Annotated in this window: 16 protein-coding genes; 10 read left to right on the forward strand and 6 right to left on the reverse strand. The window is 50.1% G+C overall.

Annotation, left to right across the window (positions count from 1 at the left end; translation table 11 throughout):
• Positions 1-2: 2 nt before the first annotated feature.
• A complete protein-coding gene (locus LZD49_RS05125) occupies positions 3-809 on the reverse strand; it encodes a metallophosphoesterase (RefSeq protein WP_234666247.1) in 807 nt (268 codons plus the stop codon).
• 166 nt (positions 810-975) lie between these two features.
• Here LZD49_RS05125 and LZD49_RS05130 point away from each other — a divergent pair, with 166 nt between their 5' ends.
• The 4 genes from LZD49_RS05130 (at position 976) to LZD49_RS05145 (ending at position 7,580) form a co-directional block, all read left to right on the forward strand.
• Positions 976-1,434, forward strand: coding sequence for a hypothetical protein (locus tag LZD49_RS05130; RefSeq protein ID WP_234666248.1), 459 nt, complete (start codon positions 976-978; stop codon positions 1,432-1,434).
• A gap of 166 nt (positions 1,435-1,600) precedes the next feature.
• On the forward strand, positions 1,601-1,978 hold the full coding sequence (locus tag LZD49_RS05135; protein WP_234666249.1) for a hypothetical protein: 378 nt from the start codon (positions 1,601-1,603) through the stop codon (positions 1,976-1,978).
• A 93-nt stretch (positions 1,979-2,071) separates the two neighbouring features.
• A complete protein-coding gene (locus tag LZD49_RS05140) occupies positions 2,072-6,427 on the forward strand; it encodes a CusA/CzcA family heavy metal efflux RND transporter (protein WP_234666250.1) in 4,356 nt (1,451 codons plus the stop codon).
• 10 nt (positions 6,428-6,437) lie between these two features.
• Positions 6,438-7,580 carry an efflux RND transporter periplasmic adaptor subunit gene (locus LZD49_RS05145; protein ID WP_234666251.1) on the forward strand — a complete coding sequence of 381 codons (1,143 nt, stop codon included), beginning with the start codon at positions 6,438-6,440 and terminating at the stop codon, positions 7,578-7,580.
• 94 nt (positions 7,581-7,674) lie between these two features.
• Here LZD49_RS05145 and LZD49_RS05150 read toward each other — a convergent pair whose 3' ends face one another.
• Positions 7,675-9,237, reverse strand: a complete 1,563-nt coding sequence (locus LZD49_RS05150) for a sulfatase (protein WP_234666252.1) — start codon at positions 9,235-9,237, stop codon at positions 7,675-7,677.
• A 235-nt stretch (positions 9,238-9,472) separates the two neighbouring features.
• On the opposite strand from LZD49_RS05150, the gene LZD49_RS05155 reads away from it, so the two are divergent.
• The 5 genes from LZD49_RS05155 to LZD49_RS05175 all read left to right on the forward strand — a co-directional run bounded on the left by LZD49_RS05155 (position 9,473) and on the right by LZD49_RS05175 (position 17,313).
• A complete protein-coding gene (locus LZD49_RS05155) occupies positions 9,473-9,862 on the forward strand; it encodes a hypothetical protein (protein ID WP_234666253.1) in 390 nt (129 codons plus the stop codon).
• A 1,258-nt stretch (positions 9,863-11,120) separates the two neighbouring features.
• Complete coding sequence (locus LZD49_RS05160) at positions 11,121-11,735, forward strand: TetR/AcrR family transcriptional regulator (RefSeq protein WP_234666254.1); 615 nt, start codon at positions 11,121-11,123, stop codon at positions 11,733-11,735.
• Between the two features lie 51 nt (positions 11,736-11,786).
• Entirely contained in the window at positions 11,787-13,154 is a 1,368-nt protein-coding gene (locus LZD49_RS05165) for a TolC family protein (RefSeq protein ID WP_234666255.1), read from the forward strand.
• A gap of 7 nt (positions 13,155-13,161) precedes the next feature.
• Positions 13,162-14,205: an efflux RND transporter periplasmic adaptor subunit gene (locus LZD49_RS05170; protein ID WP_234666256.1), complete on the forward strand. Its 1,044-nt coding sequence runs from the start codon at positions 13,162-13,164 to the stop codon at positions 14,203-14,205.
• 21 nt (positions 14,206-14,226) lie between these two features.
• Positions 14,227-17,313: an efflux RND transporter permease subunit gene (locus tag LZD49_RS05175; protein WP_234666257.1), complete on the forward strand. Its 3,087-nt coding sequence runs from the start codon at positions 14,227-14,229 to the stop codon at positions 17,311-17,313.
• Between the two features lie 65 nt (positions 17,314-17,378).
• Here LZD49_RS05175 and LZD49_RS05180 read toward each other — a convergent pair whose 3' ends face one another.
• The 4 genes from LZD49_RS05180 to LZD49_RS05195 form a co-directional block, all read right to left on the reverse strand.
• Positions 17,379-17,747, reverse strand: coding sequence for a hypothetical protein (locus LZD49_RS05180; protein ID WP_234666258.1), 369 nt, complete (start codon positions 17,745-17,747; stop codon positions 17,379-17,381).
• A 173-nt stretch (positions 17,748-17,920) separates the two neighbouring features.
• The gene (locus tag LZD49_RS05185) at positions 17,921-18,694 is read right to left on the reverse strand and encodes a LytTR family DNA-binding domain-containing protein (protein WP_234666259.1); all 774 of its coding nucleotides are present in this window, start codon (positions 18,692-18,694) and stop codon (positions 17,921-17,923) included.
• Positions 18,666-19,160: a hypothetical protein gene (locus tag LZD49_RS05190; protein WP_234666260.1), complete on the reverse strand. Its 495-nt coding sequence runs from the start codon at positions 19,158-19,160 to the stop codon at positions 18,666-18,668. Before LZD49_RS05190 ends, LZD49_RS05185 begins: the two co-directional genes overlap by 29 nt.
• 115 nt (positions 19,161-19,275) lie before the next feature.
• Positions 19,276-20,478, reverse strand: coding sequence for a sensor histidine kinase (locus LZD49_RS05195; protein WP_234666261.1), 1,203 nt, complete (start codon positions 20,476-20,478; stop codon positions 19,276-19,278).
• Positions 20,479-21,134: 656 nt separating this feature from the next.
• Between LZD49_RS05195 and LZD49_RS05200 the strand changes: the two genes are divergently transcribed.
• Entirely contained in the window at positions 21,135-24,269 is a 3,135-nt protein-coding gene (locus LZD49_RS05200; RefSeq protein WP_234666262.1) for a SusC/RagA family TonB-linked outer membrane protein, read from the forward strand.
• Positions 24,270-24,276 lie beyond the last annotated feature (7 nt).

A 24,276-nucleotide genomic window follows, 5' to 3' on the forward strand; every position in this document is an offset into this window, starting at 1 on the left:
TTTCAGAATTCAACCTTTTCAACTTTATAACCGCCCTTCCAGGTCGAAATAACCATATATCCCCGGGCACCCATGGAGGTGGTGAGATAGTAATGCACGCCGTCGTCGTAGAACTCGCCGTCGTGAAAGCGATGCTGGTGCCCGTAGAGTGAGAACTGCACGGTGGGGTCGCTGCCAAGTGCTTCCGAATACGATTTTTCCAGATTCTTGTCAAAATCCGCATCGAATGGCGGGACATGCGCTACCACAATCGTATTTTTTTTCTCGGGATTATCGGCAAGCTGTGCCTTCAACCATGGCACGTCGGGCACAGAGCCGTCGAAAGCATATTCCCGGGAATTGGTGTTGATGAAAATGAACCGATCATGCCCGAAGCCGAATGAATAATTGAGCGGGCCAAACATTTTCCGGTAGGTGGAGGATCCGTTAGCCACAATGTCGTGGTTACCGATGACCGTCACATAAGGATAGTTTAAACGGGTCATGATTTCATTGACCCATTTGAATTCCTGCGTCAGGCCGAAATCGGAGATGTCGCCGGCATGGAGCACAAAGGAGATGTCCTTCTGGCGATTAGCACTTTCCACGAAATCCTCGCATTCGTCGTACCACCGCTGCGAGTCGCCCATGAGGATGAAACGGGTCGTGTCGGAGACCGGCAGTGCACTGATGCGGGCTATGTTCTTGGCTGTAAGGTCTTTCTCTCTGTCGAGAAGTGTTTCTTCATTGGGGTTGAATTGGAACAAACTGTCACAGGAGGAGAGTAACAAGGCCAGGCCGGGTATGACCCAGTGTAGAAGATTTTTCAATTTTGTTGATGATTTAGTGAATAAGAGTGATAACCTCCGTTTAGGAGTGTGGTAATAACTTAAAAAGAGGTTGTTTGATTCCGATGCAGTACCTATATTTAAATTGTACCCGGCACGGTTTTTGCGCCTGTACAGATTTACATTCTCATTTAAATACAATACCATTATGAAAATCAAGGACATAGCAGGAGCAGTGGTACTTCTGCTGATTTCACTGTCAGTGTCAGCACAGGTGGTGTCCAAAGACTCTATCAACATGCTGAAAGACCAGAAAGAAGTGATCGAGGTCAGCAAACGGCTAAACGAGCGGAAACTGGAATTAGCGAAACTGGAAAATCAGGTACAGGAAAAAACCGACGAGGCGGCCAAAACGGCAGAAAATGCGCAAAAGTCAGCGGATGCGAACAAAGAGGCAGCCGAAAAACTGGGTAGTGATGCACAAGACAGAAAGGCGGCCCGCCGCGCCAGTAAAAGCGCTGGATCTGCGCATCGTGATGCCAAAAGGGCCCGCCGCGCTTCCGATAACCTGGATAAGTTGAACAGAAATATCGAATCACTGAAAAAGAAAATTGCCGACGACGAATCGAAGCTGTCTTCGTTGCAGGGATCGGGAGGCGGCCGGTGACGTTTTGATGTAATAAGAATATTAGAAAAAAAAATTGTACTTTTTGAAAGTGAGGGATGCCGGTTAATATCCGGCATTCTGTTTTTCAGGCTATTGACAAATTTTAAGATCGCATTCAGGATCGAATGGGTTGATTTTAATGATCCCGTGAGTTACTTTTACCGAGGTGAGAAAGCTGCTGCGAAATATCATTTTATTTATAGTGATCCTGGACACGACCTCGTTGTGCCAGGTGTACAAGGCACCTTTGCTTCTCAAACATTTCGCGGAACATCAATCCCTCAACCACGAAATCACCTTTACCGACTTCCTTTCCATGCATTACCTCGGAAAGGATTTGAATGACGACGACGATGATAAGGACATGCAGTTGCCTTTCAAAAAAGTGGAAGCGCACACATCCAGCTTTATCTTTGTCCCAAATACCCCTGTCTTTACATTTAAGAGAGCTTACCTCCCCATCAAGGCCGAATATGGCCCAGCCGTGCCGCAGGTCGATTACAGTACTGTGCTGGGCGCTCTTTTCCGTCCGCCGCGGGCATAAATACATCAGAAACGCGGGCTAGCTATGCCTGAAATTCCGTGCGTGCCATTTCCGTGGCCCTGCACACATCTGTGTATTTATTTCTTGACCAATATGCTGAACAGAATCATCAGGTTCTCTGTGGAGAACAAGCTGGTGATCGGGATATTCATGTTGCTGTGGGTGGCCTACGGCATCTATGAACTCACCCGATTGCCCATTGATGCCGTTCCCGACATCACCAATAACCAGGTACAGATCATCACTACGGCGCCGTCGCTGGGTACCGAAGACGTAGAACGGCTTATCACGTTCCCGATCGAACAGGCTACGGCCAATATCCCCGGCCTGAAAGAAAGCCGGAGTATGTCGCGCTTCGGACTTTCGCTGGTTTCGATCGTTTTCGACGACGATTCCGATATTTACTGGGCCCGCCAGCAGGTAACAGAGCGCCTCTCGCAGGTGGACATGCCCGACAATGCAGGCAAACCCGCGCTAGCCCCGGTTACGACGGGCTTGGGGGAGATTTATCAATATGTAGTAAAACCCAAAAAGGGTTTTGAGAAACAATATTCCCTCACCGATCTGCGCACTACACAGGACTGGGTTATCCGCAGGCAGCTGCTGGGCACACCCGGCGTTGCGGATGTCTCCACATTTGGCGGGGAACTGAAGCAATATGAAGTTGCCGTGGACCCCGCTGGCCTGAAAGCGATGGGACTAACCATTACCGACGTCCTCACGGCATTGAGCCGGAATAACCAGAACACCGGTGGGGCTTACATCGAAAAAGGGCCGACCGTACTTTATATCCGTAGCCTGGGCCTGGCCGGATCCATAGACGATATCAATCATATTGTTGTCACGAATCGCGGAGGTGTGCCTGTGCTCGTAAATCATGTTGCACAGGTGCGTCTTGCACCTGCGATCCGCTATGGGGCGCTGACCATGGCAGGCTACGGCGAGGTGGCGGGAGGCATTGTAATGATGCTTAAAGGCGGAAATTCGTCGGAAGTGATCGGTAACGTGAAGACGCGCATTGCTGAAATTTCTAAAACATTACCCGAAGGGCTGGAAATTGAGCCATTTCTGGATCGTACCAAGATGGTCAATAATGCCATTGGTACTGTGGAGCATAACCTGCTGGAAGGCGCGGTGATTGTGGTGATCGTGCTCGTGCTGTTTCTGGGGAATTTGCGGGCCGGGTTTATCGTGGCATCGGTGATACCGCTTTCGATGCTGTTCGCCGTTGCAATGATGAATTTGTTCGGTGTGAGCGGAAACCTGATGAGCCTGGGTGCACTCGATTTCGGGCTGATCGTCGACGGTGCCGTGATTATCGTCGAGGCCATTCTTCATCATTTACATACTTCTACCCAATACAGAGGCATCGGAAGCCTTACGCAACGTCAAATGGATAATGAAGTGTTCGGCTCAGCCAGTCGGATGATGAATGCGGCGGTTTTCGGGCAGATTATCATTTTAATTGTATACCTGCCGATCCTTTCGCTTTCCGGGATTGAAGGCAAGATGTTCAAGCCCATGGCGCAGACGGTGGCGTTTGCAATCCTGGGCGCATTCATTTTGTCACTTACTTATGTTCCGATGGTCAGTTCGCTGCTGATCAGCAAAAAAATCAACCATAAAGGCAACTGGTCGGACAGGGTCATGGAAAGGACCGAGCGCGCGTACGAACGGGTGCTTGCGCGGGCATTACGCATGAAGGGGCTGCTGGTGGCAGGCGCCTTTGTGCTGTTCGGCGTTGCCGTGCTGCTGTTCAGCCGGATGGGTGGAGAGTTTATCCCACAACTGGAAGAAGGGGATTTCGCGACGGAAACGCGCCTGCTCGTCGGCACCAACCTCAGCACGACCATCGACGCCATCAACCGCATCTCCGAACGGTTGAGAAAGGATTATCCCGAGGTCATAAAAGTAGTATCGCGGATTGGCAGTGCAGAAATCCCAACGGACCCCATGCCGATCGAAGGCGGTGATATGATCATTGTTTTGAAAGACAAATCGGAATGGATCAATGCAAAAAGCTTCCCCGAGCTGGCTACCAAAATGGCCGCTACCGCGCAGGAAGTGGTTCCCGGTGTTACCACAGGCTTTCAATATCCTGTGCAAATGCGTTTCAATGAGCTCATGACCGGTGCCAAACAGGATGTGGTTTGCAAGATTTTTGGCGAAGACCTGAACAAACTCGCTGCCTACGCCGATCAACTCGGCCAGATCGCCCGGCGCGTGGAAGGCACCGCCGACTTGTATGTGGAAGAAGTAACGGGAATGCCGCAAATTGTGATCGATTTCAACCGCGCCGAGATTGCGAAGTACGGTTTGAATATCGACGATCTGAACAAAACCATTAATGCTGCGTTCGCAGGCGCTGCCGCCGGGCAGATCTATGAAGGCGAAAAGCGTTTCGACCTGGTCGTGCGTGTGGGTGCCGAGGGGCGCAAAAGCATTTCGGACGTGCAGAATCTGCTGGTATCCACCCCAAACGGTTTGCAGATCCCGCTGAGCCAGGTCGCTACCGTGCGGGAAATCGAAGGGCCCAACCAGATCCAGCGCGAGGATACACGGCGGCGCATTATAGTCGGTTTCAATGTGCGCGGCAGGGACGTGGAGTCGATTGTGGAGGAGTTGCAGCAAAAAGTGGAGGCGAAGATCCGGTTTGAGAGCGGCTACTCCATTACTTACGGAGGCGCGTTCGAAAATTTGCAACAGGCAAAAGCGCGACTGGGAATCGCCGTGCCCGTGGCGCTGCTGCTGATTTTTATGATGCTGTATTTTACATTCTCATCGGTTAAAGACGGCGCATTGATTTACACGGCCATACCATTGTCGGCTATCGGCGGGGTTTTCGCATTGGCTATGCGCGGAATGCCGTTCAGCATTTCGGCGGGCGTGGGTTTCATTGCATTGTTTGGCGTGGCGGTGTTAAACGGGATCGTGTTGATCTCGGAATTTAACCGGATCAAAAAAGAAGGAATGATTACCGACGCGCTGCAACTCGTGATGACTGGTACCCGCAACAGGCTCCGGCCGGTATTGATGACGGCCGCCGTGGCGTCGCTCGGGTTTCTTCCGATGGCGATCAGCAACGGCGCAGGTGCGGAAGTACAGCGCCCATTGGCCACCGTCGTGATCGGAGGGTTGATCACGGCCACCTTGCTCACATTGTTTGTATTGCCAGCATTGTATTTATTGTTTAATACTAAAAAAGGCCCTGATGGTAAACCGGGAATGGTGGCTGCAGTCGTGATCGGATTGGTGGTTTTTACACTACCTGCAAAAGCGCAAACACCGGTTAACCTGGAAGAAGCAGTTCAAAAGGCATTGACCTATAATAGCAGTGTAAAAAGCAGCCGGTTGGACGAGCAAGCCGCCGAGAAAATGAGGCGCAGTGCATTTGATATGACCAAGACAAGCGTTAGCACGGATTATGGCAAGTTCAATAGTCCGAACAACGATACCCGGATCGGGATTACACAAACCGTTGCCTTTCCTACCGTTTACACCAATCAACGCAAGGCACGCGAAGCCGATTATTTAGCCGCGCGGGCACAAACGCAGCTTACCGAGCAGGAAGTGCGTACGGGTGTAAGGCAGCTTTTTTATGAATATGCGGTATTAAAGGAGCGGGAAAAGCTGCTCGTGTATGCCGACAGTATTTTTACTGGTTTTGAGAAGAAATCGACGCTCCGTTTTGAACGCGGTGCTTCTAATGTCCTTGAAAAAACGGCCGCCAGTGCGCAAAAGCAACAGATCGCCAATCAGCTCGATCTGGTCCGGCACGATCTGAGCATTGTGCTGGAACGGTTCAATTTCTGGGTGCAGGATTCATTGGCATACACCCCGAAACCGGATACGCCGCGCATTACTGCCTCACCCGATACCACAACGGGAATGCCAGCCGACCTGCCACAACTCGAAATCAGCCAACAGTTGACGCAATCGGCCTTTTTTAGATATCGAACTGAAAAAGCGAAAATGCTGCCCGAATTGTCAGCTTCTTACAACAACCAGAGCCTTCGCGGTACGCAGCTACTCAATGGCCAGGAAGTGAGCCTGACGGGCAAAGACCGGTTCGGCTACTACGGTATCGGAATCAACATCCCGCTGTTTTTTAAAGCCCATACTGCCCGGATTTCGGCCGCCCGCATTGACTGGCTCCGTGCCCGCAACGACGCAGCGCTTACCGGGCAGCGTTTACGGTCCGAGTTGCGGAATGCCCGGGAGCAAGTCCGGAAGTTTGCCCAAAACCTGCGCTATTATGAGCAGCAGGGTCTTCCCAATGCACAAACGATCATCACCGTAGCCGACCGCCAGTTTGTAAGCGGCGAAATCGATTATCTGCAATGGGTAATTCTGGCCGGACAGGCTATCGCCATTCAAAGCGAATACGTGAATGCATTAGGCAGCTACAACGAGGCCGTCATCGAGTTACTCCAATTGAACAACCAGTAAGGACAACATCATGAGAACATACATTTTAATCTCCGCCGCGCTTTGGGCATGCCTGTCGTGCGGTACACCGACCAAGGAACAGCCAGCCGAAGCGCATGCAGACACTGCGATAGCCACACGATCGGTATCATTTGACCCGCAACAGATCCGTAATGTGGGCATTGAGGTGGGGAATCCCGCATTGAAAGACGTTTCCGGCGTGCTTATGCTGCAAGGGAAAATCGACGTTCCACCGCAAAGCACGATCAGCCTGAGTTTTCCGTTGGGTGGTTATCTGAAATCGACCAAAATGTTGCCGGGCATGCGCGTTAGAAAAGGACAGGTGCTGGCCGAACTGGAAGATATGCAGTTTATTCAGCTGCAACAGGATTACCTCACCGCCCGCGAGAAGTTTGAGCTGGCCGAAAGCGAATATGCGCGGCAAAAAGACCTTAACCAGAGCAAAGCAAGTAGCGATAAGGTTTTTCAGCAGGCCAAGGCCGAAATGGAAACGCAACGGATTTTGATGAATGCGCTGGCACAAAAGCTGGAAGTGATCGGCATTGCCCCGAAAAAGCTGAGTGCCGATCACATTTCCAAAACGGTGCCCATCCTTTCGCCGATTGACGGGTTTGTTTCAAAGGTGAATGTGAATGTAGGTAAATACACAGCGCCGACCGATATGCTTTTCGAGCTCGTCGATCCGCACGATATTCATCTGGCTTTGAATGTATTTGAAAAGGATTTGAATGCGCTGTCGGTAGGGCAACGGGTAACGGCCTATACCAATGCGGACCCGTCGAAGAAATTTACGGCCGAAATCATTTTAATCGGAAAAAGCCTCAGCGACGATCGGATGGCAGAGGTGCATTGTCATTTCCATCAATATAGCCCGTCGCTGGTACCGGGGATGTTCATGAACGGCGAGGTGTCCGTGGCAAACAACCGGGCCCTTACCGTGCCGGAGAATGCTGTAGTGCGTTGGGAAAACAAGTCATTCGTTTTTATAGAACGTAATTCCGGCAACTTTGAGATGGTCGAAATCGAGCCTGGGAGCGTCCGCGACGGTTTTCAGCAAATCAGCGGGGCGGGTATAGGCACGGAGTCGAAGCTTGTGATCCGCAATGCTTATGCGCTTTTGATGAAGATGAAGAACGCGGAGAAGGAAGGGTAGTGTGATGAAAATATTAGCTCGTTATCACGCCAAGCGAACCGGCCGCCGGGTTCGCTTAGCGTGACAACTTGGTCATTTTGGAGCGTCCTAACTGTCACTTAATAGCCACTTCATCCGGAAATGGTACCGGTTTGCCAGTTGCTTTGAATACCGGCCATTGGGCATTCCAGGCTTTGAGTTGCTTTGTTAGCAGCGCAGCAAGTTCCTTTACTTTGGCAGGATTGGACGTCGCGAGATCGTGTGCTTCGCCAATATCGTCGCGGAGGTTATACAGTTCGAGTTTCGCCTGCCGGTAATTGTAGATCAGCTTCCAGTCGCCCTGCCGGAAAGCGCTGGCGTAATGGATGTTTGGCCCTTCGGCCGCAATCCAGCGGTTGGGATGGTGCCACACCAGTCCACGTGTTCCATCTTTGAATGCGGGATTTCTCAGGATCGGCAGGAAGGTCTTTCCATCGATTTTCTGAACCGTTTTGGCATTCTTAACACCCACCATGTCGAGGATCGTCGGAAAGAAATCTTCGATGATCACATATTGGTCAGCCACAGAGCCTGCTTTTACTATTCCGGGCCATTTTACCAGCATTGGCTCACGGATGCCCCCTTCATAAACGGAACCTTTTCCGGCTTTCAGTGGGAGATTGTGGGTCCATGCCTGCCCGCCACGTGCGGGCGAAAGGCTCAGGCCGCCATTGTCCGACATAAACATGACCACGGTATTATCGGCTATCTTCTTGTCATCGAGGTATTTCAGTACATCCCCAAGGCTTTGATCCATGCCTTCCACCAGTGCGGCGTATTTTGCCTCCGTGCTGTCGAGGCCGGCCTGAAGGTATCTGTTCAGGAAGCGGGGATCGGCTGTGAGCGGGACGTGTACGGCGTAATGCGCCAGATACAAAAAGAAAGGTTTCTTATCGCTCACCGGCTTTTCGATGGCTTTAAGCGCCTCTATGGTGATTGCGTCACTCAGGAATGTTTCGGTGCCGTGGTAGGTTTCGAGGCCGGGCACGGCATTGCGGTGAGGCTTCCCATTGACGGGACTGTCATAATTAGCTTTGCCAGAATAACTGGCCGGGTGGCCAATCGAACTCCCGGCAATGTTCACATCAAACCCCACATTCAGCGGATCGGAGCCAGGGGTACCTGTCGACCCGAAATGCGCTTTGCCACTGTGGACCGTATAATAGCCATTTTGCTTTAAAATCTCGGGTAGTGCTGTTCCATGAAATGTATGTTCTACGCGGGGGACCGGACTGAAACCATTGATATTCCAGTCGACAGCCTTTACAGTCGGGTCCTCATGATCGGTATTCTTGTTTTTATCCGGAGACGTCCAGTGGGTCACCCGATGGTGCGCCGCGTTGACACCCGTGAGCAGGCTCACACGTGTAGGCGTGCATACGGGCATTGCGTACGCATTCGTAAACTTGACGCCCTCCCGCGCCAGACGTTCCATGTTGGGTGTGTGAAAGCGACGGTTGAAATCCGTCGGTTTGTTCCAGAATGGTACCGAAGTATCCTGCCAGCCCATGTCGTCGACAAGGAAGACAATGATATTCGGCTTGCTTTGTGAAGCGGATTGTGAAGAAACATTGAATCTGGTGAACAGAAGTGCGATGATCATCGCGATAGAAAGCTGGCGGGCAAATCGGATAAGCATAGTAGTAGGGTAAGGTATACGGTAGTAAATGCGGAAAGATCGCCAAAATTGATGTTCAAAGCCATGTAATTCATGTCAAAACCGAAGATTTGTCACCAAGGTGTTTGAAGATAGGAATTTTTAACCTTACTTTGTCTATAAAATAAGTAGACTAATGTTTTTAGCATAAACCACCTGTTGCTGGAACGAAATTTTTGGAAGTGCGGAGATCAACTCCTGTTAACTGGAAACCGTCATGATATTAGAAAAGATTTTTCCACTGAGTGTGGGCCGGGAGGCCAAAATCGTGGTAGGAGGGCAGGTGGTCCGCAACCGCAATGAAATCATTATCGATTACGAATTTTTAATCCGCGAAAAGCACGATACTGACTTCCGTCCGCCCATCGGCCCGAATCATCCGCAATACTGGAAACTGAAAAAATCGACCGCCGAAAAGTCGCAGCTTTTGCAACTCGAATACAGCGGCATCTCGCGCAAGCAGATCAAAGAAGTCACCCGGGAATTCAAGCGCCTCGCCGGCCCTGGCTACATATTCCGTTATCAAAACGAAATCGAAGAACGCACAAAATATCTCAAAGGCATCCGTGTAAGCGCATTGAGCCGCCGGTTGCTTTCTGTGGCGTAGTATACAATAATCACCAATTTGTTTAAGCCCGATCCAAGCCACCAGCCACTATTGAAAGTGGTGTATATTTTGCTGGCTTAGAGATTCAGGCGGGTGCTTCCTCCTTAATTACCGGATCAAAAGGGTGATAAATATTATAAAGATAAAAAGTATAATATGTTTCATAAGTATTATTTGGGCTTAAACATATAGAGAAGAAACCCTGGTCCGGCAATGTCGAAAAGGCCCGATGTATACAGTGGAGAGCCCCGCAGTTCCGTCGGCAACCATCCCACGCACCGTCGGATCAGATTGATATTTCTAATCACTCATTTAGGCACTATGCATTATAATGTACTCATGTAGGAGTTAGGTGGTATGATAACCGAGTTTATTCTACTTAGTCTATAAATATTATAGATAATTAAAAGCCACTTTTTATATTTGTTCCATCATTCAACGGCCGGTCATAAACTGGCACTGATCCTTGCCGCACAGGGCGACCGGGCGGTCAAAGGGCCTGCTTGGTGTTGGGGACGGTCTTCGGCTGCGCTCAGACTGACATTTGGCTGCGCTTGGACTGTCTTCGGCTGCGCTCAGACTGACATTTGGTTGCGCTCAGACTGTCTTTGGCTGCGCTCAGACTGACATTTGGCTGTGCTTGGACTGTCTTCGGCTGCGCTCAGACTGACATTTGGCTGCGCTTGGACTGTCTTCGGATGCGATCAGACTGACATTTGGCTGCGCTTGGACTGTCTTCGGCTGCGCTCAGACTGACATTTGGCTGCGCTCAGACTGTCTTCGGCTGCGCTCAGACTGTCTTCGGCTGCGCTCAGACCGACATTTGGCTGCGCTTAGACTGACGTAAGCAGCGTAATCAGATCGTGGGTTCGATAAACTAGGTACGTGGTGATTTGAGACAGCTGCAAGGTGGAATACGCTTTGCAGTTGTTTGTTATTTCATTTCAAAAGAAATTAAACTTTGATTCATTGAACAGTACTGTTGCTCCTGCGCAGTGTGGGTGCGGCTTTTGGCCAGGACTTTGATGACATTTCGCATTGGAAGTAACCTCTCCAAAACAATGCAAAAGCCGGTGTGAACCTTCCAACTGCCCGCTACGTCATCCCCGAAATGGACGATCATTGTCGGCAAAAACAGGCCTGTTTCAACATTCGCCTTCCGTTCATAGGTAGATTACCACCTTTCTTCCCTTATTTTACTAAACAATTTGCATTTACTAAACAGTGTTTATTATATTTACACAGTAATTACAAAAGCATGGCAATAAAGGAAAGAAAAGAGCGGGAGAAGCAGGAAATGAGGAACCTGATCATTGAATCGGCGACCAGGATGTTTTTAAAGCAAGGTTACGACAAGACGTCAATCCGTAACATTGCCGACGACATCGAATATAGCCCTGCTACTATCTATCTGTATTTCAAGGACAAGGATGAGATTTTTTATGTGATCCACGAAAATGCGTTCGATATCCTGGACCAGCATCTGAGACAGCACGATGGGATTGCTGATCCGGTGGAAAGGCTTGATGCCATTGGCAGGACGTATATCAGATTTGGACTGGAAAACCCGGATTACTATGATCTGATGTTCATCATGCGGGCTCCGATGGAGCAGATCAAGAACGAAGAAAAGTGGAAAGCGGGCGAATGTGCGTTTGGTTATCTGTTGACGACGCTGTCGGAATGCCTGGAACAAAAGAAAATCCGGCCGGCGGATTTACACGTGACGGCGATCCAGGTTTGGTCGTATGTTCATGGACTTGTTTCGCTTTATGTAAGGGAACGTATGTGTATCCTCATGCTGCCCGACGATGCTACGCGGGAGGTTTTGTACAGCTCGTTTGCCCTTTTCATAAGTAACCTGAAAACCTAAAAAAATTTGCCTTTTTACTAAACACTGTTTACTAAATAAACATCACTAATCATGATACGATTTCTCAAACCCATGCCTCGGCATTGGCGGTACCTTCTTGTGCCTTTGCTGAGCTTCTTCATACCCGCGATGGGTCAGGATGCGCGGCTGCAAGGCTACATTGAAGACGGTCTTCGGAACAACCAGGGGCTTAAACAACAGCGGTTTATATTGGAGAGGAATCTCTTTGCGCTCAAGGAAGCCCGGACATTCTTTTATCCCGAAGTGAATTTCAGCACGTCCTACCTCGATTCGCGCGGCGGACGGAAGATCAGCATTCCCATTGGTGACTTACTGAACCCGGTTTACGCCTCACTGAATGAGCTTACCAATTCTTCCGCATTCCCGAAAGTGGAAAATGTGAGCCAGACATTCAACCCACGGAATTATTATGACGCGAAGTTCAGGACTTCATTGCCGCTTTATAATGCCGAAATCACCTACAACACCCGCATCCGAAAGGAGCAAATTCATCTGCAGCAGGCGGAGGTTGACGTTTACAGGCGGGAGTTAGTGCGGGAGATCAAGGTAGCCTATTATGCCTGCCAACAGTCCGACGAGGCCATTCGCATCCTGGAAAGTGCTGTTTCCCTGGCACGGGAGAACCTTCGTTTTAACCAGGCGCTGGTGAAAAACGACAAGGCTATCCGCACGGTGATCAGCCGCTCGGAGAATGAGCTGATCGGGCTGGAGGCACGGCTAGTGAATGCGCGGAACGAATCGGTGAATGCGAAAGCTTATTTCAATTTTATACTCAACAAACCGCTGGATTCCATTCTCGAAATCGCACCGGCCAATGAATCCGTCAGCTTTATCGACAGTGCGGCCGAGGGTAGGAGAGAAGAACTTTTGAAACTGGAATCGTTGTCGAAAATCAACGCATTATCCGGACAGTTGGCGCGGGCAGGTGCATTACCGAAGCTGTCGACTTTCATCGATCTCGGTTCGCAGGGTGATTTTGTGGACTTCAACAAGGATACGCGTTACTATTTGTTTGGGGTGACGCTCGACTGGCGTGTGTTCGCCAACAACCGCACACAATACAAAGTGAAACAGGCCGAAATGGAACAAAAAGCCACCGGCGAGCAGATCAGCCAGGTAGAGCAGCAGCTTCAATTACAAAACAAAACGGCGGCTAACACTTTGCAATCGGCGGTTCAAACTTACCAGGCGACGAAAAGCCAGACGGCGTTATCACATCAATATTACACTGATCAGCAGAAGCTATATCGTGAAGGTCAATCACTTTATATCGAACTCCTTGACGCTCAAAATCGGCTGATCAGCGATCAGTTGCAGCAAAGTATTTCTTATCTCAACGTCCAAACCCGCGCCGCAGAGCTGGAACGGGCACGGGCCAGTTATTTATTCTCAAACTGAAAATGAAATGAAAGCTACTACACATCCATTCATATACGCATACATTCTCGCGGCCGCGCTGCTGACGTCCGCATGCAAAGAGGAAAAGAAACCAGAGCAGACCGACGAAACTATTCCGGTGAAAATCATTAGTTCGGCGGCACTTACGCAGGCACAGGCAGTGGAAACATCGGGTTTGCTGGGTTCGGAAAACGAAGCGAGGCTGTCGTTCAAGATCGCCGGCATTATCCGGGATATTCAGGTAAAGGAAGGCGATCACGTTCGCAAAGGTCAGTTGCTGGCAACACTCAATACTACTGAAATAGCCGCTCAAATGAGCCAGGCGGAGGAAAATTTCCTGAAAACCCAGCGTGACGCCCGCCGTGTACAGAACCTCTACCGCGATAGTGTCGCTACCAAAGAGCAACTGGAAAATACGCAAAGTGCAATGGTACTCGCCGAAAAACAGCTCGATATTGTGAAATTTAATTTATCCCAAAGCAAGATATTCTCAACCGCCGACGGCGTGGTAATGCAGAAACTGCAGAATGCCGGTGAGCAGGTACAAGGCGGAACGCCGGTTTTGCACATTAGCAGCACCAGCAGCAGCGATTGGGTTGTGAAATGTGGCCTCACCGATAAGGACTGGGCAAGACTGAAAGGCGGAGAAAAGGCAGAGGTTACATTTGATGCTTACCCGCAGACTTTCAGCGGCAGCGTGAAAACGCTTGCGCAGGTAAGCGACCCGGTTTCCGGTTTGTACCAGGTGGAAATCCGGCTCGACAAGCCCGTGGTGAAGCTGGCAAGCGGCTTGTTCGCGAAGGCCAGCATTTATCCTAAGCAACAAACCAGCATGGTATCCATTCCGGTGGACGCATTGATCGAAGGCGAAAATGACAGTGCATTCGTATTTGTCGCGGAAGGCAACCGGGCGCAGAAAAAGCGCGTAAAGATCGCATTCCTGGAAGGCGATAAGGCATTTATCCTCGCGGGTATCGACGCCGGTGCGCGGGTGATCCGCGAAGGGTCGGCTTACCTGGCCGAAGGATCGGTGATTAAAGTAGTTCAGTAACCATTTTCAACCGCAAAGACTATGAAATTACCTGAATTTGCCGTGAAAAATTACCAGTTCACGCTGGTTGTCTTCCTGGGCGTGCTGGCATTGGGACTGTACTCGCTCTTCACCATGCCCCGGAGCGAAGACCCGGACATTCATCCGCCGCAGTTTACCGTGGTAGTGGTATACCCGGGTGCCAATCCCAAGGATATGGAGCAGCTCGTAGTGGACCCGATGGAAAAAAAGATCAACGAGCTCGACGATATGAAGCACATCATCACCGACATCCGCGATGGTCTTGCGGTGATGCAGATCATCTATAAATACAGCTCCGACCCGGAAGAAAAATACCAGGAGGTCGTCAGGGAGATCGGTGCGCTGCGCTCACAACTTCCCGCCGATGTCGCCGATATCCGTATCAACAAGCAGATCCCATCCGACGTTAGCATTTACCAATATGCATTGATCAGCGAAAATGCTACTTATACCCAATTGAAGAAGTATTCCAAGGACTTCAAGGAACGGTTAGAAAAGATCAAGACTTTGAAAAAAGTGGAATACGCGGGCATTCCGGAGCCGCAGGTAAAGGTGAACCTTAATTTACAAAAGATCGCTCAGCAGCGTCTCACACAAGACCAGATCGTGGGTGCATTGCAAAGCGAAGGCGTGAATATCCCTGGCGGAAGCATTAGTATGGCCACCAAAAAGCTGAATATCAAAACCAGTGGAAGCTATCGCACGCTCGACGAAGTAGCCAACACGGTGGTGTCTCGCGCGAATGGCAAGGTCGTCTACCTGAAAGATGTGGCCGATGTGAAAATGGGTTATGAGGATGAAACGCACGTTACCCGTTTGAATGGCTTCCGGTGCAGTTTTGTGAATGTCAGTCAGAAGGAAGGCGAGAACATCATTGCCGTTCAAGGCCAGGTGGAACCGATTGTAGCCGAGTTTGAGAAAACACTACCTTCCAATATTGAGCTTGTCAAAGTGTTTGATCAGGCCAAAAGCGTCGACACGCGTCTGTCGCATTTTGCCCGTGACTTTGGTATCGCTATCCTTTTGGTATTGCTCACATTGTTGCCGCTCGGCACTCGGGCATCGCTTGTAGTGATGATCTCTATCCCGCTTTCGCTGGCAATCGGGCTCACGATCATGAATTTGCTTGGGTTCAATATCAATCAGTTAAGTATTGTCGGGATGATTGTGGCGCTGGGTATTCTGGTGGACGACAGCATTGTGGTTGTCGAAAATATCGAGCGCTATCTGCGGATGGGATATGGCAAGGTGGAGGCGGCTATTCAGGCGTCGTCGCAGATTGGGCTGGCGGTGGTTGGGTGTACGATCCTGCTGATCTTCGCATTCCTGCCGCTGGTTTTCCTGCCAGAGGGTGCGGGTGACTTTATCCGCAGCTTACCGATGTCTGTGATCACCACGGTTTTTGCCTCTATGCTCGTTTCGCTGACGGTCGTGCCGTTCCTTTCGAGCGTGATCCTGAAACCACATGCTTCCGAAGACGGCAACTGGTTGCTGAGAGGTATGAAAAGAGGCATTCACAAAACCTACGGCAGCGTCCTTGACAAGGCATTGCATTGGCCGAAAGCCACGCTACTCATCGCCGGACTTATCTTCGCGGGTTCGCTGGCATTGGTACCGCTTATCGGCAATAGTCTCTTCCCAAAATCAGAGAAACCGATGTTCCTCATCGATATTGAGACGCCGCAGGGCACCAATTTGAAGAAGACCAACGAAATCGCGCGTTATGTGGAGAGTGTCTTGAAAAAGGAGCCCCTTATCACCTCTTTCGCGACCAACGTAGGTAAGGGTAACCCGCGGGTTTATTATAATGTGATCCAAAGAAACGAGAGCGATAATTTCGCCGAGATATTCGTGCAGGTAGAAGGGCTGGAAACTGAAGAGAAGGTGGCGGTGATTGAAAAGCTGAGGAAAAAACTGGAACGTTATCCGGGTGCCGAGATCAAAGTGAAAGATTTCGAACAAGGTCCGCTCATCGAGGCGCCACTGGCTTACCGTATTTATGGCGAGGATCTGGACGACCTGCGCAAGACGGCATTCCGCATTGCCGACCTGCTTACCAAGACAGAAGGGACCATTTACGTCAACAACCCGTTGCTCGTACAACCGACGGACTTACGCATTAACATCAACAAGCAAAAAGCAGGAACCCTCGGCATATCTTCGGCCGACATCGATCGCACGGTGCGGCTGGGGGCTGCGGGGCTTAATGTGGCCACTTTCCGCGAGGATGTGGGTAAGGCGGACAGCTACAACATCAATGTGTCTGTGCCCCGCAATGCCGCTATTCAGGATTATAGCGTGTTCGACAAATTGTACGTGACCTCGGCTACCGGCGCAAGTATCCCCTTGAAAAGCATTGCGACCGTCGAAATGGAAAGTTCGCCCAACCAGATCCGCCATTATGACAAAGACCGTTACGTGACTGTTTCCGCATTTGCAAAGCCTGGCTATAATGTGCAGAAAATGAACGACGACATCACGGTGAAGCTGAACCAGTTCAAATTTGAGAAAGGTCAGCACTTTACCGTTGCAGGTGAAAAGGAAAGCCAGCAGGAAAGCTTCGGAGGATTGGGGCTGATTATTCTGATCACGGTTTTCGGCTTCCTCGGCGTGCTCATATTGGAGTTCAAAACATTCAAAAGCATCCTGATCGTACTTTCGGTGATCCCGCTGGGTATTGTGGGCGGTCTGGCAATGCTGTTCCTGACAGGTGAAACACTTTCGTTCACAGCTACGATCGGCTTCATTGCACTCGTCGGTATTGAAGTGAAGAACTCGCTGCTGGTGGTCGACTTTACAAATCAGCTCCGCGCGCAGGGCAAGGGTATCGAAGAGGCGATCATTGAAGCGGGTGAGATTCGTTTCGTACCTATATTGCTTACTTCCATGACCGCCATCGGAGGTTTGTTACCACTCGTGATCGAGTATAGTGCATTGTACTCGCCGCTTGCATTGGTACTCATCGGTGGTTTGATCAGTTCCACATTACTTTCGCGACTGGTGACGCCTGTCATGTACAAGCTGTTGCCACCGGCAGTGGAACAGCAGAACACAATAGCAGAAGCGGAACTGGAAGCAGCTTACTAAAAGGGCAGTTAGTGAAGAAATGAAAAAGGGTTGCCGATTTTGATCCTAGCAACCCTTTTTTGTATTTATAAATTGACAATCACCGGCTTGCCATCGATATGCCGGGCGACCTTGTTGAGCGACCTCCCGAGTCCTTGTGAAAAGCTTTTGCCGAGTTCGCTGTATGCGAGGTCGGTATTTTCGACGATGAGCTTGTGTGCGAGTTCGTCGTAGCTCCATTTCGCAATGGTCGCTTTTTTTGCGATGGCGGGTTCAGCAGACGCTGCAATGATTTGCGATTGGGCCGGGTTTTTAGCGCTGGTGCAAAGCTTCCAGAGGACCAACGTCACGACGACCGCCGCAATAAGCAAGCCTTGCCGTTGTTGGGCTCCCTTATTGCTGTGAAGGAGCGATAATACCGCTGAGGTTACAATAGTAGATGGTTTAGTAAACATGGCTAACGGATTTAAATGCAATTGAATGTTAGGTATTTTAGGTCCGCGTAGGCGGAAGCTACATTTCCTGACAAATTTGCGGCCCAAACGGTTGAAATGTGAATGAAAAATGTCTGATCTGAATAATATCCTATCTAAACCGTTTATATCGAACGGCGAAGCGTATCTGCCCGTTACCCCATTCTGGTCATAAATGCTTTGATATTGTCGCGATAACCGCGCGTCCATTTGATCTTCTCGCCGGTTGATAAATGAATGATGTACTCGCCGTTAAAGTACGATTCAAGTTCGGATATGAAGTTCATGTTCACAATGTTGGAACGTCCCACACGGATCATCACCTGCGGGTCGAGCCGGCTCTCCAGGCTGCCCAGGCTTTCATAGATCGTGTAAACCTTCTTCTGCGAAGTGTATACCGATATATAATTCCCATCGGCCGAAAAGTGGGTAATGTCTTCTGTTTTGACGAAGTACATTTTCCCGGCTTCCTTCACCAGCAACCGCGACAGGTAATTCTCTTCCTTTTCTTTCTGTTCGCGGAACAGGCTGTTTACCAGCTCTTCGATGCGCGGTTGGGATTTCTGGCTGAGGCGTTCTTTAAGGCGTCCGAGCGCCTGGTGGAATCGGATCTCGTCAAATGGTTTCAGCAAATAATCGATCGCATTCACCTCGAAGGCCCGTAATGCATATTGGTCATAGGCCGTTGTAAACACGACGAACGGCTGGTGGTGTGGCCACACTTCGCGAAGTACCTCGAAGCCGTCAAGCTCGGGCATCTGAATGTCCAGGAAAATAACATCTGGCCGGGTCTGTAAAATCCTGACCACGGCCTCTGATCCGTTGGCGGCTTCGCCGGTGATTTCAATGGAATGGTCGTGCTGTACAAATGTCCTGATCACGTCCCTGGCCAGCACTTCGTCATCGATGATCAGGCAGCGGTATTTCATAGTTTTTCGGGGTTTTGATTAACGTTGTTTTTTTGACCGCCGACCGCCGACGGCTGACCGCTGACCGCCGATTGCTGGTAAAGACGATGGACGATGGACCATAGACCATGGTTTTTGCTTTGCAATCCGTGGCAATGGAAAGATGCATCTTCCGTGTTCCTTTGACCGCCGACGGCCGACGGCTGACCGCCGATTGCTGGTAAAGACGATGGACGATGGACCATAGACCTTGGTTTTTGCTTTGCAATCCGTGGCAATGGAAAGATGCATCTTCCGTGTTCTTTTGACCGCCGACCGCCGACGGCTGACCGCCGATTGCTGGTAAAGACGATGGACCAAAGACCATAGACCATGGTTTTTGCTTTGCAATCCGTGGCAATAGAAAGACGCATCTTCCGTGTTCTTTTGACGGCCGATTGCGGTACGGCACCGGACCATAGACCAGGTTGTTAAATAAAGAACCCATTTACCTCCATCAAAAACAAAACATAGTCTATCGTCCATCGTCCATCGTCAACTTACCATCAGCCATCAGCCATCGGCGGTCAGCGGTCCCATGGTCTATCGTCCATCGTCCATGGTCAACTTGCCATCGGCCATCGGCGGTCGGCGGTCGGCGGTCGGCAGTCAGCTGTCGGCGGTCGGCCGTCAAAATAAAGCGTCACCGAAGTTCCGCCGTTGGCAGGCTGCTCAAATTCCAGCCGGGCTTCTGCGCCGTAGGCTTGTTGCAACCGCAAGAGCGTATTTTTCAGTCCCAGGCCAAGTCCTTTGGATGGTTTGCGTGGTGTAGCGCCGAGACCGTTGTCGTACACCGTCACCTGCATACCGGTTGCACTCATGGTGCTCGTAATGCGGATCAGCGCATTGGTGGTCATGTCGGAGATGCCATGGGTGAAAGAGTTTTCCACGATAGGTTGCAGGACGAGCTGGGGGACCGGGAATAGTTCGGAAGCCGGGTCTATGCGGTACTCCACCTTGAGGCGGTCCTGAAAGCGGATCTGCTGGATGTCGAGGTATTGCCTTGTTAGTTTGAGCTCTTCTTGTAAAGGAATAAAGTCTGCCGACTGATTCACTAGTACCGCGCGCAACAGGTCGCTGAGCGTGGTGATCATCAATGTGGCTTTGCGGATGTCGTTTTTCAACATCAGGCTTACCACGCTGTGGAGCGTATTGAAAAGAAAGTGAGGGTTGAGCTGCATTTTGAGCGATTGCAGCTGCGCATTCGCCAACTGGCCGCGCAGCTGTTCATTATGAAGTTCGGTCTCGAAATGCTGCTGTTTGAGCTCCTGATAGCGATAAATATAGGATACTTTGTTAAAACCCACGACAAGCAATAGGTACTGACCGAAACTCGCCGTGTAAGCTACAAAAAATGAGTACAGGTAACTTTCAAGCGGAACGGACTTACCCACAGCCCTGAACATGATCGGGTTGGTAATATAATAATGAACTATATTGATGAAAATGTTAAGGAATGTAACAATGGACAAATGGATGAGGATCGGTTTGAGGATGGAACTCTGCCGGACCTTGAACGCGATGGGCACCTTGATGGACGCATAAAGCACCAGCGGGGTGGTTGACCACCAGAACAGCCCATCGAGCAGCCAGATAAACATTTCGTGGGGACGCATTACCACGCCCTCCCTTAAAAGCCACAGCATCATAAGCTGACCGAACGTTATTACCGCGAAAATGCTCCAATAGCAGAAGGAGTACCACCAAAGCTGCCCGACCGTGAGCGGCAGCCTCGATTGTTCCAACATACGTTTTAAAAAGGTCATGATAGGATGGACTGATCGGAAACCGGTATTATGATTTCAAAGCAAATTTAGCGCTTCTCTACCGGCATGTAACCCTCATTTACGCGAAGCGAAACAATGGTTATCTGAAATGCATTTTAGCGCTTCATTTCGATTCCGGCGGCCTTAATGCACTAATATGTTTATTTTAAGAAAAATTGTAAAAATAATTGCTATGAAATTTTGTTGTTTAAACGATTAAATCTACATTTGGACACAATATTTCCTTATAAATAGAATAAGTATAAAATATTAAAGACCACTATATTTTATATTTCCCTTGCCACTCTTAGAATCCCGGCAATTTTCAAGTACCGATACCATCACAGGAAACCTGACTAAGCAATTTTAATCGACATATTGATTTGGTACATGCTTAATCGTTTAAATAAAATTTGTTGGAAATAGCTTGATGATAGCAGACGCATTCGTGTGCTGAAATGTCGCTGACCACATCCGGCCCGGCGTCAACAAGAGAATTTTTGTCTGCGTATATGTATGATCGTTCGGAATGCTTGTCCCGAACTGAGTGCCTGTTTACCCTTACTGTACCTAGCCCTCGTGTCCGTAAGCAATTACGGTTTTCCTGTATGTTTCGCATGCCACTATTCACCTGAATTTTGACCCAATTAGAACCGATGAAGAAATGTTTTACGATTACCATGCTGCTGCTCTCGATATGTTGCAGTATGGTTTTTGCCCAGAACAGTCGCATTACAGGTACTGTTACGGGAGATAACAAAGAGCCGCTGCCCGGTGTGAACGTGCTCGTCAGCGGTACTTCGCAGGGCACTGTGACCGATTCCGACGGTAAATTTGCCCTCGACGCACCCGCGAATGCAAGCCTCGTATTTTCGTTTATTGGCTACGTAAGCCAGACCATCAACGTTGGCTCCCGGTCGGTGATTGATCTGGAATTAGCGCAGGAGTCCAAGAATTTGACCGAAGTGGTAGTTACCGCGTTGGGGATCAAACGGGAGGCCAAAACGCTTGGTTATGCTACGGCCACTGTCAATGCAGACCAGATTTCGACGAACCGTACGCCCAACGTAGTCAGCTCGTTACAAGGTAAAATGGCGGGGGTTAATATCAGTTCACTCTCGACCGGTCCTGGCGGAACGGCCAAGATCCGCATCCGCGGGCAATCGTCGTTCAGCGGCCAGAACAACCCGCTCATTGTCGTGAACGGCGTGCCGATCGATAACTCCAACTTTGCGGGCGGTGGTGATTACGGGCCGCGTGCAGCGAACAGCTCCGATGGCGGTGACGGTCTGTCGAGCGTCAATCCCGACGACATCGAGTCCATGACCGTGCTCAAAGGCGCCACGGCGGCGGCGCTCTACGGTTCCCGTGCGAAGGATGGTGTGGTGATGATCACGACCAAAAACCGGGGTACCGGCAAAGGTATCGGACTGGACTATAACATCAATTTTACCACCGATACACCCCTGGACTTTACGGACTTTCAATACGAATACGGCCAGGGCGAAGGCGGCAAACGGCCTACTTCGGAGAACCCGACCTCGGGTGTGTGGAGTTTTGGGGAGAAGTTTGAGCCCGGCATGACCCAGGTGCTTTTCGATAACGAAATATGGCCTTACGCGCCTGTACGGGGACGTGTGAAGCAATTTTACCGCACCGGGACGAACATGACCAACACGATCACCGTATCCAATAATGGTCCTAACGGCGGTTTTAGCCTGTCGCTCGCCAACACAGACAACCGGGGGATCGTGGAGAATAACAAGTTCAACCGGAAGGTCGTGAACCTGGGTTTCACACAGAATATTTCCAAACGGCTGACTGCATTCGGTAATATCAATTATTCCAAGGAAAAGAATGTCAATCCACCGCAGATCGACACGCAGGATTTCGCCACCTCGACGGTGATCTTTACGCTCGCCAACTCGATGCCCTTCGATGCATTGAGACAAAACCAGACCCAACCCAATGGCGATGAGTTTGTGTTTTCGCGGTTTTTGGTAAGAAATAATCCATATTATTCGCTCAGTCACCATTTCGAGAACATCACCCGCGACCGGCTGTTTGGTAACGTGGCATTGAAATACCAGTTTACCGACTGGCTTTACCTTCAACTTCGCGCGGCACAGGATTTCTACGTCCGCAACCAGGATTACAACATTCCAAACGGCTACGCACCCATTGCCAAAGCGCCCGTGGGCTATGTAAACGGCTCATTTACACAGGATGTGCGCCGCAATACCGAGCGCAACTTCGACTTCATCCTTGGTGGTAACCACAGTTTTGGCAATGTCGGATTGGACGTGACTTTGGGTGGTAACCAGCGCTACGCACGCATGGACTACAACAGCGTGACAGTCCAGGACTTTATCCAGCCCAACCTTTACACCGTAATGAATGGCCGGGTCAAAAATCCATTGTACAGTCTTTCCGAAAAGAAGATCAACTCGCTTTACGGCGCGGCAACCATTTCATGGAAAGAGTTCATTTACTTGAACATAACCGCCCGAAACGACTGGTTCTCAACGCTTGCTCCGGAGAACCGCAGCATCCTTTATCCATCGGTTACCGGTAGCTTCATATTCTCGCAAGCCTTTCAGAACCTGCCAGCCTGGATCACATTTGGCAAGTTGCGTGCTGCTTATGCGCAGGTGGGGTCTGACAACGTGAACCCATATTCCAATGCATTGTATTATGCGGTGGATAACAACTCTTTCCCGAACCCATCCGGCCAGCTCGTACCAGTTGGCGGTATCAATGCGTCCACTGTGCCTAACAAGAATCTGCGGCCATTGCGCATCAAGGAAGCTGAGGCAGGGTTAGAAATGAAGATGTTCAACAATTTGCTGGGATTTGATTTAACATACTACCACAAAACAACTGATGATCAGATTCTTGCCGCGCAAATTTCCGACGCATCATCCTACACCGCACAGCTTATCAATGTGGGCCGGAGCATGAACAAGGGGATCGAGCTTTTGCTCACCGGCTCGCCTGTGAAAACCAAGAACTTTACCTGGGATGTGAGTTTCAATATCTCTTATAATACGTCCAAAGTATTGAAACTTGGCCTGGCCGAGAAAGATACGGTGATTACGGTTGGCGGTGGTGGCGGCCGGACGCTCAATATGGTCGTGGGTAAGCCGCTGGGCCAGTTGTACACTTTCGCTTACCTGCGCGATGCACAGGGCCGTCAGGTGTTTGATAAAAACAGTGGTATGCCAATGCGAAACAACACATTGGTGAATGTCGGCAATGCATTGCCTAAGTACTTTGGCGGTATTACCAACACTTTCAGCTACAAAGGCATTATGCTTTCCGCACTGGTTGATTTCAAACTCGGCCATAAAATGATCGCGGGACGGAATATTAACTATATGCGCCACGGGCTGTCGAAACGTACGCTACCAGGTCGTGCGGAAGGTTTTGTGATCGGCAACGGGGTGAATCCCGACGGCGAGGTGAACCAGACGAAAGCGGCGGTTCAGCCATTCTACGAGTCGATCAACCCGCTGGGTGTCAACGAGGATTTCGTTTCGAATGCCGGTTTCTGGAAGTTGCGGCAGCTTACATTAGGCTACGATCTGGGCAAGCTGCTTCCCGAGAAATTTTTTGTCAAAGGTCTGCGAATCAGTGCGGTAGCGAATAATGTGCTCGTGATCAAGAAATGGACCGAAAATATGGATCCGGAAGAGGTGCTTAACTCGTCGGATAATGCTACCGGCCTCGACTTCTGGCCTGGTCTGCCACCGACCCGCAGCATTGGCTTCAACCTGAATGTCAAATTCTAAATCCCGC

The organism is Dyadobacter sp. CY261, from assembly GCF_021440085.1.
In the GTDB taxonomy this organism is placed as follows: domain Bacteria; phylum Bacteroidota; class Bacteroidia; order Cytophagales; family Spirosomataceae; genus Dyadobacter.

What these genes read in the sequence shown, in the direction of transcription:
- LZD49_RS05130 (WP_234666248.1), top strand. Translation starts at nt 976, where the DNA reads ATGAAAATCAAGGACATAGCAGGAGCAGTGGTACTTCTGCTGATTTCA.
- LZD49_RS05140 (WP_234666250.1), top strand. Translation starts at nt 2,072, where the DNA reads ATGCTGAACAGAATCATCAGGTTCTCTGTGGAGAACAAGCTGGTGATC.
- LZD49_RS05145 (WP_234666251.1), top strand. Translation starts at nt 6,438, where the DNA reads ATGAGAACATACATTTTAATCTCCGCCGCGCTTTGGGCATGCCTGTCG.
- LZD49_RS05150 (WP_234666252.1), bottom strand. Translation starts at nt 9,237, where the DNA reads ATGCTTATCCGATTTGCCCGCCAGCTTTCTATCGCGATGATCATCGCA.
- LZD49_RS05155 (WP_234666253.1), top strand. Translation starts at nt 9,473, where the DNA reads ATGATATTAGAAAAGATTTTTCCACTGAGTGTGGGCCGGGAGGCCAAA.
- LZD49_RS05160 (WP_234666254.1), top strand. Translation starts at nt 11,121, where the DNA reads ATGGCAATAAAGGAAAGAAAAGAGCGGGAGAAGCAGGAAATGAGGAAC.
- LZD49_RS05165 (WP_234666255.1), top strand. Translation starts at nt 11,787, where the DNA reads ATGATACGATTTCTCAAACCCATGCCTCGGCATTGGCGGTACCTTCTT.
- LZD49_RS05170 (WP_234666256.1), top strand. Translation starts at nt 13,162, where the DNA reads ATGAAAGCTACTACACATCCATTCATATACGCATACATTCTCGCGGCC.
- LZD49_RS05175 (WP_234666257.1), top strand. Translation starts at nt 14,227, where the DNA reads ATGAAATTACCTGAATTTGCCGTGAAAAATTACCAGTTCACGCTGGTT.
- LZD49_RS05180 (WP_234666258.1), bottom strand. Translation starts at nt 17,747, where the DNA reads ATGTTTACTAAACCATCTACTATTGTAACCTCAGCGGTATTATCGCTC.
- LZD49_RS05185 (WP_234666259.1), bottom strand. Translation starts at nt 18,694, where the DNA reads ATGAAATACCGCTGCCTGATCATCGATGACGAAGTGCTGGCCAGGGAC.
- LZD49_RS05190 (WP_234666260.1), bottom strand. Translation starts at nt 19,160, where the DNA reads ATGGGTTCTTTATTTAACAACCTGGTCTATGGTCCGGTGCCGTACCGC.
- LZD49_RS05195 (WP_234666261.1), bottom strand. Translation starts at nt 20,478, where the DNA reads ATGACCTTTTTAAAACGTATGTTGGAACAATCGAGGCTGCCGCTCACG.
- LZD49_RS05200 (WP_234666262.1), top strand. Translation starts at nt 21,135, where the DNA reads ATGAAGAAATGTTTTACGATTACCATGCTGCTGCTCTCGATATGTTGC.